Genomic DNA, 17,425 nt, shown 5'->3' with positions numbered 1-17,425 from the left:
TCAAAAAAAACGATATCATGACCATCATCTCATCTGCCCAAAATCCCACCATTAAACACGCTCATGCACTACTGACCAATCACCGTACTCGTAAAAAAAGTATGCAGACCGTGCTTGAAGGTGTGCATTTATTGACCGCTTATTTGGATAAAGGCTTGACGGTGGACAAGCTGATCATCAGCGAAACTGCCATCCATCATCCAGAGATCGCACCCATCATCGCACAAATGGATGAGCGAGCCATCATCACCATCACCGATAAGCTCTACAAAGACATCCGCACATTAGGCGATGGCGTCGATGTGATGGCAATCATCGATGTGCCGACACAGGCGCTCGGCACCATCACGGATGACTGCCTAATCCTAAATGGCATACAGGACGCAGGCAATGCCGGCACGCTACTTCGCAGTGCATCATCGGTCGGTATCAGCACCATCATCAGCACGGCAGGGTCGGCAAGCCTTTGGTCGCCCAAGTGCCTACGCGCTGGCATGGGGGCGCAGTTTTCGCTGACCATCATCGAGCAGGTGAGTACTGATGCACTACTATCATCTGTCAAAACGCCGCTGTACGCCACCAGTAGTCATGTGGATAAGGTGATTTATGATCATGATTTGACTGGTAAGGTCGCTTGGGTGCTCGGACACGAAGGTCAAGGCGTCGAAGCTGCTATCCTAAACCAAGCCACCGCCATCGCTCTGCCGCAGCCTGGTGGTCAAGAGAGTCTCAATGTCGGCGTGGCAGGCAGTATCTGCTTTTATGAGATGCTCCGCCAAAGACAGTATTAGACCTAGATACTATGCGTCATTGGTTTGGCTCGATTCGGTTTTGGATAGCGGTTGCGATTTTATTGGTTATCAGTATCATCGCGACCGATGACCGCATCATCGTACGGCACTACACTTGGCAAGCACCGCATGACTCACCTGCCACAGAGACGCTGAGCATTGCCATCATCACCGATTTGCACAGCTGTTTTTATGGCAACAACCAAAGCCAAATCATCGATATCCTGACATCTCGACACATCGATGCCATCGTACTTGGCGGTGATATCTATGATGATGTATTGCCACAGACGCACGCAGATGTATTATTATCCCAGTTGTCTGCCATCACGCCCAATGTCTATTATGTCAATGGCAATCACGAACTATACCTGCCCCATGACACCTATCAGCAGATAGAACAAAAAATCCGCCAATACGGTATCCATATCCTACATGGTCAAGGTCAAGCCATCAGTGCTGACAGCCCTGTGATGATTTGGGGTGTGTCAGATCCTGTCAGCGGCCGATTCGCACAGGATCTCAGGACAGTTGGACAGCTTGCCAAGGCTCAAAAGCCCAATATCTTAATCAGCCATCGCCCTGAGCACATCACCGATTATACGCGCTATCCTTTTGACATCGTCATCAGTGGGCACGCACATGGTGGACAGTGGCGTGTGCCGTATCTGATCAATGGGCTATTTGCACCCAATCAAGGCATCCTGCCAAAATACGCTGGTGGCAGCTATCAACTGCCCAACCCATCAAGCCACAGTCAGCAGACACAGCTCATCGTCAGCCGTGGACTGGCTCGTGAATCGACACGCTATATTCCTAGGATTTTTAATCGCCCTGAAGTGGTGTTTTTGACCATCAATCCCAAATCGGGGCAGTTGTGAAATGGTTGTGGTGTGTGCATACAACAACTTTTTGATTTAAATTGTGTTTTTTTATGGTGTGTAGTATGTACTCTACCGTACTTTTATAACAACCCTAGATAGAGATTCACAAACCATTCATAAACAGCTTGCTCACGAAAGAAAGTGGCGGAATGGCTAGTGCGACCACGACTTCCTGATATCAGTTGCCATTCATTGGTATCGGACTGATTAAGGATAAAACCACCACATTCACCATAAATATCTCCCCAAGACCAATCATTGATGTTACCTAAGGGCAACATTTCAGGGCGAATAATTTGCCATTGTCTAAACACTTCAATTTCTTTGATGCGCTCAATAAAATCACCATAAGTATTCAAGGGCTTAAGCATGATTTGCATTGCTTGACAGACTTCATCATAAGTTTTATATTTATTTTGCCATATCAGATTAGAAGCAATCACTTCTTCTGAAAAAACAGGCAACTGCCTACCTAGATAGCCGTATTGGTCTAGGAATATTTGGATGCGGAAGGTGTCATCATCATATGTTGATACGGAAATTGACTGATTATCTCTTAATAAATGTATTAGAGACTTCTTTTTATATTTTTCCTGATAATCCAGCCCCATTCTTTGAGCATTTACACCCGAACTGGCTTTTAAAGGAAACCCAAACCCACCAATTCTATCAAAGTCAATATTAAAATGAGTAAAAAAGAATTCGTCAAGAATATTACCACTTATTAAAAAATCTTTTAATTCACTATTTGATTTCACGGATATATTCTCCTTCTATTAAATTTTGAATTTTGTTATCTGTGATAAGTGCATCATTAGCCCAAGCATAGGTTGCATACAACACACCATCAAGAACCATTCATTCAATGGCGTGCAGTACACACTCTACTGTACTGTACTTCACCAAATCAATCCCCATAATTTATAAGCCACAGTTCATTTATTTGGTAAGATTGATTAATGCCAGTGTATCATTTAATCCGTGCTTTTGGTAGCCATCAGCGTATACAAAGCACACCTTCCATACAAAAAACAAGCCCATCACCCAATAAAAAACCTTGAAACCATTACAGTTTCAAGGTTTTTTGATGTTTATCAAATCACAGCTTAGCAGTCAGCTCTGGCACGACAGTGAACAAATCCCCTTCTAGGAAATAGTCCGCCACGCCTGCGATTGGTGCTTCTGGGTCGGTATTGATAGCGACGATGGTCTTAGAGTCTTTCATACCCGCCAAATGCTGAATCGCACCTGAGATACCCACAGCGATGTATAGATTTGGGGCGACGATTTTACCAGTTTGACCGACTTGATAGTCATTCGGTACAAAGCCTGCATCCACCGCTGCACGGCTTGCGCCCACCGCTGCGCCTAGCTTGTCAGCTAGTGGCTCGATGTATTTGGTGAAGTTCTCACCGCTGGCTAGTGCACGGCCACCTGAAACAACGATGCTTGCCGAAGTCAGCTCTGGACGGTCAGATACTGCAAGCTCTTCTTTGACAAAGCTTGATTTGCCTGCGTCAGTCGCTGTCGCTACCGCTTCGATGGCAGCTGAGCCAGTCAGCTCAGCTGGCTCAAATGCAGTGGTACGCACGCTGACGATGATGATAGATTCGCTTGATTTGACGGTAGCGGTGGCGTTGCCTGCGTAGATTGGACGCTCAAAGGTATTGGCATCAACCACAGCGGTGATGTCTGATACCATGCTGACATCCAGTAGCGCTGCGACGCGTGGCAGGAAGTTCTTGCCTGTGGTGGTCGCAGGTGCGACGATGTGGCTATAGCCTGCCGCTAGGTCTTTGACCAATAGCGAGACATTCTCAGCCAGCTGATTGGCATAGGCGGCATTGTCCGCTAGCAATACTTTGCTGACGCCTGCGACTTTGGCAGCTTGGTCAGCGACTGCTTGACAGCCTGCACCTGCAACCAATAGATGCACGTCACCACCCATCTTGGTCGCAGCGGTTACGGTGGCGAGCGTTGCTGATTTTAATTCTTTATTGTCGTGTTCTGCATAGACTAAAATTGCCATAATTCTTATCCTTAATCTGTAATAACCGTATTAGATGACGCGTGCTTCATTTTTTAGCTTGTCAATCAGCTCATCAACAGAAGCCACTTTGACACCTGCTGAACGCTCTTTTGGCGCAACGACTTTTAGCGTCTCAAGCTTAGAAGTCATATCCACACCGAAGTCCGCTGGCGTCTTGGTTTCTAGTGGTTTTTTCTTGGCTGCCATGATGTTTGGCAGTTTTGGGAAGCGTGGTTCGTTCAGACGCAAGTCGGTGGTGATGACCGCAGGCAGTGGCAAGGCAACGGTTTGCAGGCCACCGTCAATCTCACGAGTGACATTTACTTTATCACCTTCGACGACCACTTCTGATGCAAAAGTACCTTGACCCACACCCATCAGTGCCGCTAGCATCTGACCGGTTTGGTTATTGTCATCATCGATGGCTTGCTTACCAAGTAGGACGATTTGCGCGCCTTCTTGTTCGGCGATGCCTTTTAGGATTTTAGCAACTTGTAGCGGATATGGCTTGGCATCAGTCTCAACCAAGATACCACGGTCAGCACCCAGTGCCAATGCTGAGCGGATTTGCTCTTGGGCTTGGGTTGTGCCGACGCTCACTGCGATGATTTCGGTAGCGACGCCTTTTTCTTTTAGGCGTACCGCTTCTTCGATGGCGATTTCACAAAATGGATTGACTGACATCTTGGCATTGGCAAGCTCGACACCAGTTTCGTCTGCCTTGACACGCACTTTGACATTGTGATCGACGACGCGTTTTACCGCAACTACTATCTTCATAAAGTCCTCTTTAATTTTCAGATGTAAAGGTGAAAAAGTTTAATGAATAGGGTACACATTTAGCAGGGATTTGTAAACCTTTTGGGGCAACTTTTTGGGGGCGAAATGCCAATTTTGACTACCCAGTCACATTGCTTGAAATCGCAAATTTTATCTTAAACAATCCATCCCAAAAACTCAAACCACATTCATTCATAAGCCTAGAACCATTTGGCATAGCAGATGACAATTGGCATGATGGATAATGACAAGTCATCACCAACCCGATGTGTCCTGCCTTGATATACAGCCCATTGATAATCTGTTACAATGACCCTTCCGTCACGACAGATACCGCCATGAAAACACTCGCCACGATGACCGATGACCAACAAGGTTATTTTTTTACCCTCATTACCATGCTGATTTGGGGCAGTTTTAGCCTGATTGCACGGCTAAACGCCTATTGGCAAATCCAAGTATGGGATGTGCTTGCCATGCGATTTGGGATAGCGGCGATGATTTTGTTGCCGATTTTGTGGCTAAAAAAAGACTATCGCTTTTTGTTCGATTATCGCATGGTGCTATTGGCGCTGTCGGGTAGTATCGGCTATTGTGTGTTTGTGTATAGTGGATTTTTTTATGCGCCCGTGGTGCATGGCGTGGTGTTTTTGAACGGGACTTTTCCGCTATTTGCCGCACTGATCGCCTATCTGATGCTCGGGCAAAAAGTCGATCGCCAAACAGGTATCGGGCTATCCATCATCGTCATCACGCTGATTGCTATGACGGTGATGATGTCGATGACCGATGGTGGCTTTGGCGTGGGGGATGCGATGTTCGTCGGCAGTGCGGTGTGCTGGGGGCTGTTTTCGGTGCTGCTACGCAGATGGTCATTTACGCCGTGGCAGGTGATGAGCGGTGTCGGCATCTGGTCGGCGGTGCTGTATCTGCCTGTGTATGCGATGTTTGTGACGCCACAGTTTGCCCATGCCGAGCCACTACATTTGGCGGTGCAGGGGCTGTTTCACGGCATTGCGGTGGTGATCGTGGCGACGCTTACTTATGCCAAGGCGGTGGAAAAAATTGGACTGTTTAAGGCGGGTAGCATCGCCAATCTTGCGCCATTTATCGCAAGTATCCTAGCCGTGCCACTGCTTGGTGAGTCGCTCAATCCCATCATGGTCTGCGGTCTCATCGGTATGGCGCTTGGGGCACTACAGCCGTGGCGGTGGGTGGTGCGGTAAGAATTTAAAAAAACAGGGCAAATATTAATCGCCCTGTTTTGTGGTTATGTGTGGTTATTTTCTTTTTGCAATCGCTTTAACCGCATCATATTGGCATAATAGAAATGCCTCTCTTTGATAGCCAGTATCAGAATACGGCAAGCCGTCAGGTTGAATACCTTGATGTTTAGCTATGCATTGCTTATCTGCTTTTTGAAATCTAGCCTTCTGAGACTTATTGAATAATTTTACATAGCCATTAACAGCATTCTCAATACAATTATTCGCGGGCGCCGATGCTTGAGCTTCCCTAAAGCACTTCTTAAACACTCTATCGATTTTTTGATATTTTGCAGTATTGGCGTAAGCTGGGTTGCTCAGTGTAGCCATTGCCACAACTGCTACAGCAAGTACTTTGACCGACTTCATCATACACTCCGGTTGATTAACAAAAAATAAGTACTACATTAGCACATTCAAAAGATTTTTTGTAGAATTATTTTTACATAGCAAATACCGCCCACCCATAGGCAGACGGTATTTGCAGGATGACTTGGTATCAGTCAGCCAATCATCAAACCGCTTGAATCGCAGTCAAGGCGATGGTATAAACGATGTCATCTACCAAGCAGCCACGAGATAGGTCATTGACAGGCTTGTTCAGACCTTGTAGCATTGGGCCGACAGCGATGACATTGGCGTTGCGTTGTACCGCTTTATACAGCGCATTACCCACTGATAAGCTTGGGAAAATAAAGACATTCGCCTGACCTGCTACAGGTGAGTTTGGCGCTTTTGATTTTGCCACGCTCTCAACTACTGCTGCATCGTATTGTAGCGGGCCATCGACTGCCAATTCTGGCTTTCTTTGGCGGACGATTTCGGTTGCATTTGCCACAAGATCAACATCCGCGCCTGCACCTGATGTACCAGTTGAGTAGCTGATCATTGCTACTTTTGGCTCGATGCCAAAGGCTTTTGCTGAATCAGCAGTTTGGATAGCGATCTCTGCCAGCTCTTCGGCGTTTGGATTTGGGTTCACTGCACAGTCAGCATAGACCGCTACAGATTCAGGCAGCAGCATAAAGAAACAGCTAGATACTAGGCTGTACTGCGGTGCAGTTTTGATCAGCTGAAACGCAGGACGGATGGTGTTCGCTGTGGTGTGAATCGCACCTGATACCAAGCCATCGACATCGCCCATTTGTAGCATCATCGTACCCAGTACGACAGTGTCTTGGAGTTGCTCTTTTGCCCCTGCTTCATCAAGCTTACCCTTACGACGCTCAACCATCGGTGCGACATATTGCTCTTGCAAAGTGGCAGGATCAATGATTTGTAGATCGCTTGGTAGGGTTAGACCTTTTTCATCAGCGACTTTTTGTACTTCGTCTTTGGTCGCTAGCAAGATACAGTCAGCGATGCCACGAGTTTGGCAAATCACCGCTGCTTCGACCGTGCGTGGTTCAGCACCTTCTGGTAGGACGATGCGTTTTTTGGCGGCTTGAGCTTTTTTGACCAGCTCAACACGGAACGCCGATGGTGATAGATTTGGCTTACGGGTGCCTGCTTTGATAAATGCTTTGGCATCGCCTGTGGTTGCAACTTCACCGACTACACGCTCGCCATACACTGCCTTGCCGATGCTAAGTAGTGCTGTGTTATCACCCACCAATACCACATCAGCATCTAGCGCTAGTGCCAAATCACGGTTGACTTGGTTGGCATACGGATGTTTTGGATTGATACCTGCCACAACCTTGATGGCGTCGCTGTTTTCATTTGCTTTGGCATAGATCAGCTCAAGCAAATCATCTAGATTGTTCTTTGCCAAAGCTGTTTCAAATGCCGCTTGACCAAATGATGCAAATGGCAAAAACGCATTGTCAGCGGTTTTGGTTGCAAAGCCATCGATGTCAAATTCTTCGACAGGCACAAGTAAAATTGTCGTCATAGTTTTTCCTAAAAATTATCTTTATCTAGCTAATTAACTTAAAATCAATCAAAAACGCACCGTCAAAAACAGTGCGTTTTTATGATCACAGACCAAGCACCGCACGGCTTTCGCTAGCGATTTGGAATTCTTCGTCAGTTGGGATAACCCACAGCTCAACCGCTGAATCTGCCGCGTGGAAGCTACCTTCTGCACCACGGAATAGCTCAGCATTTTTTGCCAAGTCCGCTTTTGCACCGATGTGCTTGAGTGCGCCGACGATGGCAGCGCGCATATCAGCGCCATTTTCGCCCACACCACCAGTAAATGCAATACCAGTCAGCTCAGGCAAAGCAGCGGTCAAGCCTAGGATATATTTGGCAGTGCGATAAGCGAACATTTGTAGTGCAAGCTTGGCATCTTCGTTGCCTTCTTTGTCGGCGGCTTCTAGGTTACGCATATCGTTTGAAACGGTTGATACGCCCAATAGACCGCTCTTTTTGTTCAATAGTGTATCAATCTCATCGATCGACATACCTAGAGTGCGGCTTAGATGGATGTGCAGACCTGGATCAACATCACCGCTACGAGTACCCATCATTAAGCCTTCTAGCGGGGTGATACCCATGCTGGTGTCTTGGCTTTTGCCGTCATAGACCGCAGTTGCCGAGCAGCCGTTACCTAGGTGAGCGATGATCCAGCCATGTGTACCTGCTTTGTCAGTCAGCTCGCTAGCACGGTTTGACACATAAGCGTGTGATGAGCCGTGGAAGCCATAGCGACGGATTTGGTGCTCAGTGTATAGTGCTTTTGGCACAGCATAGCGATAAGCGTGCGCAGGCATGGTTTGGTGGAAGGCGGTATCAAAGATCGCCACTTGTGGCAAATCAGGATAGATGCTATTGATCGCACGGATACCAGCAGCGTTTGCAGGGTTGTGTAGTGGTGCAAGTGTGGTCAGCTCATCGATGGTCGCTAGCACTTCATCAGTGATGACGGTCGCTGATTTGAATTTATCACCGCCATGTACGACACGATGACCCACTGCCACAGGCTTGTGTTCTTTGATTAGATCTTCTAGGATGACTTTTAGAGCATCAGCATGGACGCCGTTTGGAATCTCGATTACGGTTGCTTCGCCATCTAGGTTTTTGTGCTTGATGCGTGCTTCAGGGTTGCCCAAGCCTTCTGCCAAACCTTCGATACGGCTTTCGCCATCTTCGCTGATTAGGGCGTATTTGATTGATGATGAACCGCAGTTCAGGACTAGAGTAGGATTCACTAAGCTCATAAATGCTCCGACGTGATGTGATTTGTTGTTGATGTTCCATATGGGTTTGTCCGCCCACATTTTTTGTATGGATAACCAAATAAATTAACCTTGATTGACCCTATTGTCAAGCTATAAATCATAGATTTGAATAAATTAATCCATCTTGGCAAGTCAAATCACCGCCACGCACCCAAGCCACTTGATACAATTTAACAAAATATTGACAAAATAATGAACCATCGCTTGGCTTGTGGCATGAAATTTTTTGCCAAAAAACCTGACAATTTTGGCGTAAGTATCTGAAATTATGCTACAATGAGAGCATTTTATTCTCAAGCATTTTGGATAGCGACCATGAAACACACTTTAGCATGGCTTTTGATTGGCTCTGCCGTTTTGCTCACCGCCTGCGGTCAAAAAGGCGCATTATACCTGCCGACAGACAGCACGCCTGCCATTGATAGCACGCCAAGTATCGACACTAATGGCGATGCGACGACCATCAATCCAGATGATTATTAATTAACCCAATTCTCCATCATTGACTAAATATTGACCAAATAATAAGAGATTCTAATGACTTTTTTGCCTGCCAGTCGTACCATTGATGGTGCGCTTAGCATTGATGCTAGTGTATTGACCGATGCTTTGCCGTATTTTTCTTATGTGGATAATATCCTACATATTGATGGTGTCAGTAGCCAAACTTTAAAATCACACTATGGCACGCCCCTGTATGTCTATTCACGCCGTGCGTTATTGGATAATTATCATGCTTATACACAAGCATTTGATGAGATTGAGCATCAGATTTGCTACGCTATCAAAGCCAACTCAAATCTTGCGGTGCTAAAGACCCTAGCCGATGCTGGTGCAGGCTTCGATATCGTCTCAAAAGGTGAGTTGGCTCGTGTGCTACAAGTCACCGATGCCAAAAAAGTCGTCTATTCAGGCGTGGGCAAAACCCATGACGATATCGAATATGCGCTAAGTGCCGATATCCACTGCTTTAATGTCGAAGCGGTGAGCGAGCTTGATAGTATCAGTCGTGTGGCAGTGAAGCTTGGCAAAACCGCTCGCATCTCCCTGCGTATCAATCCTGATGTCGATGCCAAGACGCATCCGTATATCTCAACTGGCATGAAAGATAATAAATTTGGCATCAGTCATGAACAGGCGGTGGCCGCTTATCTGCACGCCAATAGCCTACCAAATCTACAAATCACTGGTATCGACTGCCATATCGGCTCACAGCTACTCGATGCACAGGGCTTTAGTGATGCACTTGATAAGCTTATCGAGCTAATTGATGAGCTATCTGCCAATGGTATCACGCTTAATCATATTGACCTTGGCGGCGGTCTTGGCGTGCGTTATATTGACGAAAACCCTGTCAGCGTCGATGACTATGCCAAGCTACTTTTGCCACGCCTAAAAGCACTAGGGCTTAAGCTATACCTAGAGCCGGGTCGTAGCTTGGTTGCCAATACAGGCGTACTCTTGACCAGTGTCGATGTGCTAAAGCCTACCGAGTTTAAGAACTTCGCCATCGTCGATAGCTCAATGAGCGAGCTGATTCGCCCTGCGCTGTATGAGTCGGTGATGGCGATTATCCCGACAGACCTATCCAAATCGGGCGACGAAAAAGTATGGGATGTGGTCGGCACAGTCTGCGAGTCGAGCGATTTTATTGGTAAAGATCGCCTGCTGTCACTGTCTGTCGGTGATACTTTGGCGGTGACAGGTGCAGGCGCTTATGGCTTTACGATGGCGAGCAACTACAACACTCGTCCACGCCCTTGTGAAGTGATGGTCAATGACGGCGCGCATCGTGTGGTGCGTAAGCGTGAAGTACTATCAGATCTGTGGCGTGATGAGATTGCTTAATGAGCAAGTTTAGCAAGTCATGAAAATAAAAAAAGATGAGCAGTGTCGATTGCTCATCTTTTTTTCCAAAATCAGCCGTGCAATGCCTTATAAATCGTACTTGCCAAGACTTTGCCAATACCCTTGACTTCGCTGATGTCTTTTTCGGATGCACCCAGTAGCTGCCCCATGCCGCCAAAATGATTGAGCAAATCACGGCGACGTGTTGCCCCAAGCCCCGGAATAACTTCAAGCACCGAGCCTGCTCGTTTCTTATCACGCTTTTTGCGGTGGGCTGTGATGGCGAAACGGTGTGCTTCATCACGCACCTGCATGATTAGGTGTAATGCCTTGCTATCAGCAGGTAAGTCTAGTGGCTCATGATTGACAAAATGCAGCACCTCAAGCCCTGCTTTACGCCCTTCGCCTTTTGCCACACTCACAAGCAAGGTATCATCTAGCTTACCAAGTGCCGTCAGCACTTCGATGGCGATATTGAGCTGACCCTTACCGCCATCAACAAGTAGCAAATCAGGCAGTGGCTGTTTGCTATATCGCCGTGTCAGCACCTGCCTCATGGCAGCATAGTCATCACCTGCGGTGATGTCATGGATGGCGTATTGGCGATAGTCTCGCTTACGTGCACCACCTTGGTCAAACACCACGCACGAACCAATCGCCGCTTCACCCATCGTATGACTGATGTCAAAGCACTCGATACGATCAATGGTGCGATCTGTTACGCCATCAAGCGCCACTCTAAGTGCCTCAAAGCGCGCGTGTAGCTCTCGGTGGTCTTTGAGCTGTGCGGCTAGTGCATTATTGGCATTGAGTGTGGCGATATTGAGCCAATCTGCTCGATGTGTCTGCACTCGGTGCTTGATGGTGGTCTTATGCCCAAACTGACTTGCCAACGCCTCACTCACCGCATCGGCATCTTCAAGTGCGGCATTGATGATGATTTCGCTTGGCAAATCATCACTCACCTGAAAATAAAACGACAGCAAAAACTCAGACAGTTTCTCACCCAGATGCTTGGCATCAGGTGCAATCTCATCCGGAAAATAATTCTTACCACCCAATACCTGCCCACCGCGCACCGTCAGCACATGAATCGCCGTCACGCCTGCTTGCTCAGTGATGGCAAAGACATCTGCCTCGCCATCGAGTCGATACACCGACTGCTTGGCAGACAAATCATTAATCATCGTCAAGCGATCTCGATAAAACACCGCCTGTTCAAAATTCATCTGCGATGCCGCTTCTTCCATCTTGGCAATGAGCATTGTTTGAATCTGCCCTGTATCACCCTGCAAAAATTTCAAGGTCGCATCGACATCAGCATCATATTCTGCCTGCGATACCATGCCAACACACGGTGCCTTGCAGCGTTTGATTTGGTATTCTAGACAAGGGCGTTTACGCTGATTAAAAAAATTATTGGTGCAGCTTCTTAGCATAAATAGCTTTTGCATCAGTGCAAGTGACGTCTTGGCACTCGTAGCCGATGGATAAGGCCCAAAGAACCGCCCTTGTACATGATTACCCTTGCCCCGACCGATACCCAAGCGTGGAAATTTATCCGTACTGACATAGACATACAGATAGGACTTATCGTCTCTTAGGATGACATTATAAGGTGGTAGATGATTTTTGATTAAATTTTGTTCAAGCAATAACGCTTCGGTCTCGCTGGTGGTGGTGATGATTTCGACATCATAGATTCGCTGTACGAGCGCTTGAGTCTTTGGATGTTCGATGGTCTTGGCAAAGTAGCTATTGACCCGATTTTTGAGCGATTTGGCTTTGCCGACATATAGGATGTCGCCAGTTTTGCCCAGCATCTTATATACCCCAGGCAAGTTGGGTAAGCCTTTGACCAATGCCGACAGATGTGCCTTGCGATCGACACCATCCGCCAATACATTGCGTGACATCACCTGCTTGGATACTGGCAGCACCATTTCATCATCGATAGGCTCGTTCATCTCATCAATGAGTTGGTCTAAATCTGGGCGGTCTTGGTTGGTCGGCATAGCAAAACATCATCACAAAAGATGCATTATTTTAGCACAAATTTGATCAACTCAGGCATCAACAAAAGACGCATTTATCCTGCACAAAAATTAAACAGCTTTATTTCATCTACAAAATATGGCACAATACTGCGATAATTTTGAGGATCGATACATGGCTCTAACGACCGCCAAAAACAAACTCGGCAAGCTGATTAAACAAGGCAAAGAAGCCACTTATCCACAGCTTGTACCACACATCATCAAAAGCAAGCTGAATACTTTTGCACCGTTTCTGGGTGCAGGCATTCGCCTTGAGATGGTGGATCTGGACAATGGCTTATGCGTGGTGGGACTGCCGATGACACGGCTGAATAAGAGCCTAACTAGTACGCAGTTTGGTGCCAGTATGCATATGATGACCGACCCATTTATCTGCACCATGCTGGCACATAAGCTCGGCAAGGACTATCAGGTCTGGGATATCTCATCGACCATCGAGTATCTAAGCACTACCGATGATAAGGTCACCGCCCGTATCAAAATCAGTACAGATGAAGTGCTTGAGATTCTTGAGCTTGCCAAATCAGGTGATACCATCCACCGTGATTATCACATCGACATCACCGACAGCCAACAAAAAATCATCGCCAAAGTGACCAAAACCATTGGCATCAAGCGATTAGAAAAAGCTTAAGAAAAAGTTTGGGCGGGTTTGATTGTAGTGTATTACATTTATTAAATGTCCATACCAACATCCCAAACTTTGCCTACAATAAAATCTCCTGCCTTTGCGTTACAGTACAAGAAATACTTTTGTTGGTTTTACTAAATTCCAGTTCTATTATCTCATCATCCTCAATCACATAGCCTGACCCATTCGTCATATAAGTGACAATACCCACATCTTCATCTTTAAAAAATTTGCTTTTAATCAATTGATTATAAATAGTCTTTTGTTGCGTGTAAAACCCGCGCTTTTTCAACTCCCTTCGAAAAGAATCGTAAAAATCAGGACTGTCCGGTTTTGCTGCCCAATATGCAACTCCCAACTCTCTGCCCGCATTCTTTTTATAAAAGGTGGATTGATAGGTTTTTAATACTTCATCTTCACTATTTAGCCACACCCCATTAGAATCATACTGTGGCATATTTCTTATTTCACTAACCCAATACTTCTTTGTGCCAGCATGTTCAATATGATCAACATTTCCTGCAAAAAAGGATGGCAATAATTTCATAAAATCTTGATTGGCAAATTTCATTTGCACAGATAGACCGCCTTCAACCATGCCATAGCCCACTTTTAATACTTTTAGCGACTGACCAAATGCGGTTGCATTTTTCAAATTTAGCGTGACTTCTGCTACGGCACCATCGTATTCCGGTGAAATGCTAATCACACTTGATTTGAGTTTTTTGGGTATTTTAGGTGTTACAGATTCAGTTTGTGGATCTACAGGTAAAATGGCAGTAATAGTACTAGCATCACAATTATACTGCATACTATCCAAAAAAGGAGTCCAGTCCACAGGTGCAGCATATGACACAGTTGCCATCGATAATAATAGCGTGGCGGTAGCATATTTTAACATTTAAACTCCTTGCATATATTAAACCAAATAATTAGACTTTGTAAATTATTATACCACATTCTGCCACACTGCCCGCTGATGAAAATCAGGTGGTACAGCATGCTGATATGCATAATAAATCGGCACAGCTTGACTATCAATCACAGGGTATAAAATCACCGTTGGGTTAATCTTTAGCCGTGCTACATCGATGCTTGTCGTAGTTTCTGTCGCTTCATTAGCCACTTCAAAGCCAAAGCAAAATGCTACTTCATCTTGATGGGCAAAGCTTTGTACGTCGTACGCATGATTTGCCACAGGTGGCATCACATCGGGTGTGCGATAGTCATCAAACTGATAGCTATTAAATTCACCTGCGGTATTGGCATTGATTTCTAGATAAGCAGGCTCATCCATATGACCGATAAAGCACTCAAAGCAATCTTGTTGCCACAAAAAATCCGCTCGGCACATGGGTAATTGCTTGGCAGATTCGCCCAAGTCCGCCACCGCAAACACATCTTTGGTGTGGCAAGTTTTTTCTACCATAAAGCTCACCTGCATCGCACCATCCATCACCGACACAGATGCTGTGATGGCGGGCACTGATACCACCTTGTCCAAATGCACAAAATCGCCATCAATGACAGCGATTAGGGGAAATGTACGCACCGTCTCAATCACACGATGCGTAAACAATAACCGATGCAGATTCATCAGATAACCATCAAAAACCAAAACGGCTTAGGTTAGATAGCTTTGGATTTGGCTCAGGGTTGGCACGCAGTAGTAGCACCATGCGTCCGATGTGGTGAATCACTTCAGACTCAGTAGCAGCAGCGATGGCATTGGCGCACTCTTTGCGTTCATCGGCTGAACCTGCTGGGATTTTGATTTTGATGAGTTCGTGGTCGTGCAAGGCGCGTGCCACTTCTTCGATTAGGGTTGGGGTAAGACCGTTTGCGCCGACGATGACGATTGGGCTAAGCTGATGGCCGATGCCACGCAGGGCTTTGATGTCTTGAAGTTTTGCTTTTTTGCTCATATGAACTCGTAAGATACATTTTAAAGCGTTTATTATATCAAACCAAGCTTAACTTTTCATCCAAATAAAAAAAATAACATAAGATTTTGCCAAAAACTTGACAACACTTTTAAAAATGTTATCTTAACTACTAGTTGCTACCTTATTGCAATCCTGTACTGTATATTTGTACAAATATTAAGCTTTTGTACAAACCAACTGTTTTTTCGGTTATTGACACCGTATTTTAAGGAGAAATTATGACAGTTTCAGTAGTTAAAGTCTTAGCGGTTAGTATGTCAGCCATCGCCCTAGCTGCGTGCAGTAGCGGTGGCTCTTCGTCAAGCAGTAGTACAACAACCACGCCAGTTGTTACCAGCCCAACCACAGGTTCAACCAATAGCAATACAACGAACAACGCCATCAAAGGCAACCAAATCAATCTAGGCAGCAATCAAGTCGCTGGCGCAAATCAAGCGACCGCTGCTACAAACAATGTAGCGACAGTTACCATTGATGGCAAATCTGTCAGCTTTGATATGCAAGGCATTTCTGCTCAAAAGGTTAATATTACCTCTTGAATTGTCAAACCAAGTGCAACGATTTTTTGAAGTAAACTTCATAAGGTGTTTTCCAACCTAAACATTTACGTGGTCGTAAATTCAGTTTATTGATCACCTGTTGAATATCAACTTCGCTCCACTGATTGATGTCTTGGTGCTTCGGAAAGTATTCACGAAGTAACCCATTTGTGTTTTCATTCGTTCCCCGTGTCCATGGTTGATGTGGCTCAGGGAAGTAAAATTCTACGCCCAGTGCTTCTGTTACCAAACGATGTTGGGCAAATTCTTTACCACGGTCTGGCGTAATTGACCGCAATATATGTGAATCCAGCAATTCAATCATGGCTTTTTGGACTGCTTCGGCTTTTTTGGCAGGAATTTTCTTCACCAACTCAAAACGACTTTTGCGTTCCGTCAGCGTCAGCAAACAAGCTCCACCCGCTTTACCCAGTACGGTATTGGCTTCCCAATGTCCAAAGCGACTGCGATTTTGCGCCGAAATGGGACGGTCGTTCAAATGGTTGGATATCTGAATTTTGCCACGTTTTTCATGATGATTTTTTGTATGCCGTGTTTTGCCTTTGTGGCGCAGTTTGCGACTGGCTTTGCGTTCTCCTATATCAAACAGCCCTGAATAAATACCACGATAAATGGTTGAATAACTAATGGATAATTCAGATTTTTCCAATTTTAATCGTGCACTGATTTGTTCGGGAGACCAGTTTTCTGTCAGAAACTTTTCTTGCACCAAATTGAAATATTCAGGCTGCTCTAATTTGCGCTGTGCTTTGCTATTTTGACGATGCTTCAAATAGCTGTTTTGTGCGTTCGTTGCACTATGGTGCTGGAGCTACGTCCCAGTGCTTTGGCAATTTCTGCTTGTTTTTTGCCCTGTGCGAGTAAAATCATTATCTTTTCTCGCTCGTTTATTGTAAGATGTCGGTAGGAAGTACTCATCATTTGGAAGTGGTTTTTGTGTGGAAACAAAATTATATTCTAGTTGATGAGTACTTCTTTTTTTGTTGCACTTGGATTGTAAATTCAGCTTCATTTATTCCTTCAACCAATGTGTCAAATGATTCCATATTCTAGTGTTTTCTTACATTACCGCCAACGGTTAGTATATGAAAAGTAGGCGATTTCGAAGTGCCAAATTTTCGGTTAAGCACAAAGTATAATACGAGCCAAAAGCCTTGAATTTACTACTGTTTCGCCTATTTTTTATATACATTGTTAGCGGGTCGTTGTTTTTGTTTATCAGTCATTTATGTGTTTTTCTATTCCATCAATTATTGATTTCCAATCATCAACGTGTAATTCGTGTCCTGTACCTTCAAGGGTGATTAGATTTGAACCTTTTATTTTTTCTAGTAAAAAACCTGCATTCTTATAATGCCAAATTTTGTCGTCTGTTCCGTGGATAATTAAGGTGGGTTGTTTGATTTCGTTTAATCTGTTCCAATATTCTTCACCACCTTGCAATGCAGC

General features: G+C 45.4%; 17 protein-coding genes and 2 pseudogenes. 7 read left to right on the top strand and 12 right to left on the bottom strand.

Annotated elements, in window-relative coordinates; translation table 11 throughout:
- The first annotated feature begins 17 nt into the window (after window positions 1-17).
- Both B0680_RS07095 and B0680_RS07090 read left to right on the top strand, forming a co-directional pair.
- Complete coding sequence (locus tag B0680_RS07095) at window positions 18-791, top strand: TrmH family RNA methyltransferase (RefSeq protein WP_078254405.1); 774 nt, start codon at window positions 18-20, stop codon at window positions 789-791.
- Between the two features lie 11 nt (window positions 792-802).
- Window positions 803-1,672 (top strand): metallophosphoesterase, encoded by an 870-nt coding sequence (locus B0680_RS07090; protein WP_078254404.1) that lies wholly within the window; start codon window positions 803-805, stop codon window positions 1,670-1,672.
- Between the two features lie 83 nt (window positions 1,673-1,755).
- Here B0680_RS07090 and B0680_RS07085 read toward each other — a convergent pair whose 3' ends face one another.
- The 3 genes from B0680_RS07085 to B0680_RS07075 form a co-directional block, all read right to left on the bottom strand.
- Window positions 1,756-2,433 carry a hypothetical protein gene (locus B0680_RS07085; protein WP_078254403.1) on the bottom strand — a complete coding sequence of 226 codons (678 nt, stop codon included), beginning with the start codon at window positions 2,431-2,433 and terminating at the stop codon, window positions 1,756-1,758.
- A 341-nt stretch (window positions 2,434-2,774) separates the two neighbouring features.
- A complete protein-coding gene (locus B0680_RS07080; RefSeq protein ID WP_078254402.1) occupies window positions 2,775-3,704 on the bottom strand; it encodes an electron transfer flavoprotein subunit alpha/FixB family protein in 930 nt (309 codons plus the stop codon).
- A 30-nt stretch (window positions 3,705-3,734) separates the two neighbouring features.
- Window positions 3,735-4,484, bottom strand: a complete 750-nt coding sequence (locus B0680_RS07075; RefSeq protein WP_078254401.1) for an electron transfer flavoprotein subunit beta/FixA family protein — start codon at window positions 4,482-4,484, stop codon at window positions 3,735-3,737.
- Window positions 4,485-4,840: 356 nt separating this feature from the next.
- Between B0680_RS07075 and B0680_RS07070 the strand changes: the two genes are divergently transcribed.
- Window positions 4,841-5,710 carry a DMT family transporter gene (locus B0680_RS07070; protein ID WP_078254485.1) on the top strand — a complete coding sequence of 290 codons (870 nt, stop codon included), beginning with the start codon at window positions 4,841-4,843 and terminating at the stop codon, window positions 5,708-5,710.
- A 54-nt stretch (window positions 5,711-5,764) separates the two neighbouring features.
- Here B0680_RS07070 and B0680_RS07065 read toward each other — a convergent pair whose 3' ends face one another.
- From B0680_RS07065 to B0680_RS07055, 3 genes and pseudogenes are all read right to left on the bottom strand, one after another.
- Complete coding sequence (locus tag B0680_RS07065; RefSeq protein ID WP_143821386.1) at window positions 5,765-6,118, bottom strand: hypothetical protein; 354 nt, start codon at window positions 6,116-6,118, stop codon at window positions 5,765-5,767.
- Between the two features lie 145 nt (window positions 6,119-6,263).
- A pseudogene (gene pta / locus B0680_RS07060) lies at window positions 6,264-7,256 on the bottom strand (phosphate acetyltransferase); the annotation flags it as partial.
- A 472-nt stretch (window positions 7,257-7,728) separates the two neighbouring features.
- Window positions 7,729-8,913: an acetate/propionate family kinase gene (locus tag B0680_RS07055; RefSeq protein ID WP_078254398.1), complete on the bottom strand. Its 1,185-nt coding sequence runs from the start codon at window positions 8,911-8,913 to the stop codon at window positions 7,729-7,731.
- Window positions 8,914-9,249: 336 nt separating this feature from the next.
- On the opposite strand from B0680_RS07055, the gene lptM reads away from it, so the two are divergent.
- Window positions 9,250-9,417, top strand: a complete 168-nt coding sequence (gene lptM / locus B0680_RS07050) for an LPS translocon maturation chaperone LptM (protein WP_143821385.1) — start codon at window positions 9,250-9,252, stop codon at window positions 9,415-9,417.
- A gap of 54 nt (window positions 9,418-9,471) precedes the next feature.
- Window positions 9,472-10,782: a diaminopimelate decarboxylase gene (lysA, locus tag B0680_RS07045; RefSeq protein ID WP_078254396.1), complete on the top strand. Its 1,311-nt coding sequence runs from the start codon at window positions 9,472-9,474 to the stop codon at window positions 10,780-10,782.
- A gap of 71 nt (window positions 10,783-10,853) precedes the next feature.
- Here lysA and uvrC read toward each other — a convergent pair whose 3' ends face one another.
- Window positions 10,854-12,698, bottom strand: coding sequence for an excinuclease ABC subunit UvrC (gene uvrC, locus B0680_RS07040; RefSeq protein ID WP_228143771.1), 1,845 nt, complete (start codon window positions 12,696-12,698; stop codon window positions 10,854-10,856).
- Between the two features lie 253 nt (window positions 12,699-12,951).
- Between uvrC and B0680_RS07035 the strand changes: the two genes are divergently transcribed.
- The gene (locus B0680_RS07035) at window positions 12,952-13,473 is read left to right on the top strand and encodes a DUF4442 domain-containing protein (protein WP_143821384.1); all 522 of its coding nucleotides are present in this window, start codon (window positions 12,952-12,954) and stop codon (window positions 13,471-13,473) included.
- Window positions 13,474-13,546: 73 nt separating this feature from the next.
- Here the strand turns inward: B0680_RS07035 and B0680_RS07030 are convergent, their stop codons facing one another.
- Genes B0680_RS07030 through B0680_RS07020 form a run of 3 tightly spaced genes read right to left on the bottom strand, consistent with a single transcriptional unit; the run spans window position 13,547 to window position 15,395 of the window.
- Complete coding sequence (locus B0680_RS07030) at window positions 13,547-14,371, bottom strand: hypothetical protein (protein WP_078254394.1); 825 nt, start codon at window positions 14,369-14,371, stop codon at window positions 13,547-13,549.
- Window positions 14,372-14,419: 48 nt separating this feature from the next.
- A complete protein-coding gene (locus B0680_RS07025; protein ID WP_078254393.1) occupies window positions 14,420-15,067 on the bottom strand; it encodes a DOMON domain-containing protein in 648 nt (215 codons plus the stop codon).
- Window positions 15,068-15,077: 10 nt separating this feature from the next.
- Complete coding sequence (locus tag B0680_RS07020) at window positions 15,078-15,395, bottom strand: YhbY family RNA-binding protein (RefSeq protein ID WP_078254392.1); 318 nt, start codon at window positions 15,393-15,395, stop codon at window positions 15,078-15,080.
- A 239-nt stretch (window positions 15,396-15,634) separates the two neighbouring features.
- On the opposite strand from B0680_RS07020, the gene B0680_RS07015 reads away from it, so the two are divergent.
- A complete protein-coding gene (locus B0680_RS07015) occupies window positions 15,635-15,955 on the top strand; it encodes a hypothetical protein (protein WP_143821383.1) in 321 nt (106 codons plus the stop codon).
- 4 nt (window positions 15,956-15,959) lie between these two features.
- Here the strand turns inward: B0680_RS07015 and B0680_RS07010 are convergent.
- Window positions 15,960-16,897: pseudogene (locus tag B0680_RS07010) on the bottom strand (IS30 family transposase).
- 297 nt (window positions 16,898-17,194) lie between these two features.
- Window positions 17,195-17,425, bottom strand: a 231-nt coding sequence (locus B0680_RS07000; RefSeq protein ID WP_143821382.1) for an alpha/beta fold hydrolase, incomplete at its 5' end; no start/stop codon positions are given.

This window comes from Moraxella pluranimalium (genome assembly GCF_002014825.1).
In the GTDB taxonomy this organism is placed as follows: domain Bacteria; phylum Pseudomonadota; class Gammaproteobacteria; order Pseudomonadales; family Moraxellaceae; genus Moraxella; species Moraxella pluranimalium.
The sequence above is the reverse complement of the archived record's forward strand: the minus strand, read 5'-3'. Positions and strand labels throughout refer to the sequence as shown.

Excerpts from the sequence above, each read along its gene's own strand:
- lysA (WP_078254396.1), top strand. The coding sequence starts at position 9,472 with ATGACTTTTTTGCCTGCCAGTCGTACCATTGATGGTGCGCTTAGCATT.
- B0680_RS07065 (WP_143821386.1), bottom strand. The coding sequence starts at position 6,118 with ATGAAGTCGGTCAAAGTACTTGCTGTAGCAGTTGTGGCAATGGCTACA.
- B0680_RS07015 (WP_143821383.1), top strand. The coding sequence starts at position 15,635 with ATGACAGTTTCAGTAGTTAAAGTCTTAGCGGTTAGTATGTCAGCCATC.
- B0680_RS07090 (WP_078254404.1), top strand. The coding sequence starts at position 803 with ATGCGTCATTGGTTTGGCTCGATTCGGTTTTGGATAGCGGTTGCGATT.
- B0680_RS07070 (WP_078254485.1), top strand. The coding sequence starts at position 4,841 with ATGACCGATGACCAACAAGGTTATTTTTTTACCCTCATTACCATGCTG.
- B0680_RS07095 (WP_078254405.1), top strand. The coding sequence starts at position 18 with ATGACCATCATCTCATCTGCCCAAAATCCCACCATTAAACACGCTCAT.
- uvrC (WP_228143771.1), bottom strand. The coding sequence starts at position 12,698 with ATGTCACGCAATGTATTGGCGGATGGTGTCGATCGCAAGGCACATCTG.
- B0680_RS07030 (WP_078254394.1), bottom strand. The coding sequence starts at position 14,371 with ATGTTAAAATATGCTACCGCCACGCTATTATTATCGATGGCAACTGTG.
- B0680_RS07035 (WP_143821384.1), top strand. The coding sequence starts at position 12,952 with ATGGCTCTAACGACCGCCAAAAACAAACTCGGCAAGCTGATTAAACAA.
- B0680_RS07075 (WP_078254401.1), bottom strand. The coding sequence starts at position 4,484 with ATGAAGATAGTAGTTGCGGTAAAACGCGTCGTCGATCACAATGTCAAA.
- B0680_RS07020 (WP_078254392.1), bottom strand. The coding sequence starts at position 15,395 with ATGAGCAAAAAAGCAAAACTTCAAGACATCAAAGCCCTGCGTGGCATC.
- B0680_RS07080 (WP_078254402.1), bottom strand. The coding sequence starts at position 3,704 with ATGGCAATTTTAGTCTATGCAGAACACGACAATAAAGAATTAAAATCA.
- B0680_RS07025 (WP_078254393.1), bottom strand. The coding sequence starts at position 15,067 with ATGAATCTGCATCGGTTATTGTTTACGCATCGTGTGATTGAGACGGTG.
- B0680_RS07055 (WP_078254398.1), bottom strand. The coding sequence starts at position 8,913 with ATGAGCTTAGTGAATCCTACTCTAGTCCTGAACTGCGGTTCATCATCA.
- lptM (WP_143821385.1), top strand. The coding sequence starts at position 9,250 with ATGAAACACACTTTAGCATGGCTTTTGATTGGCTCTGCCGTTTTGCTC.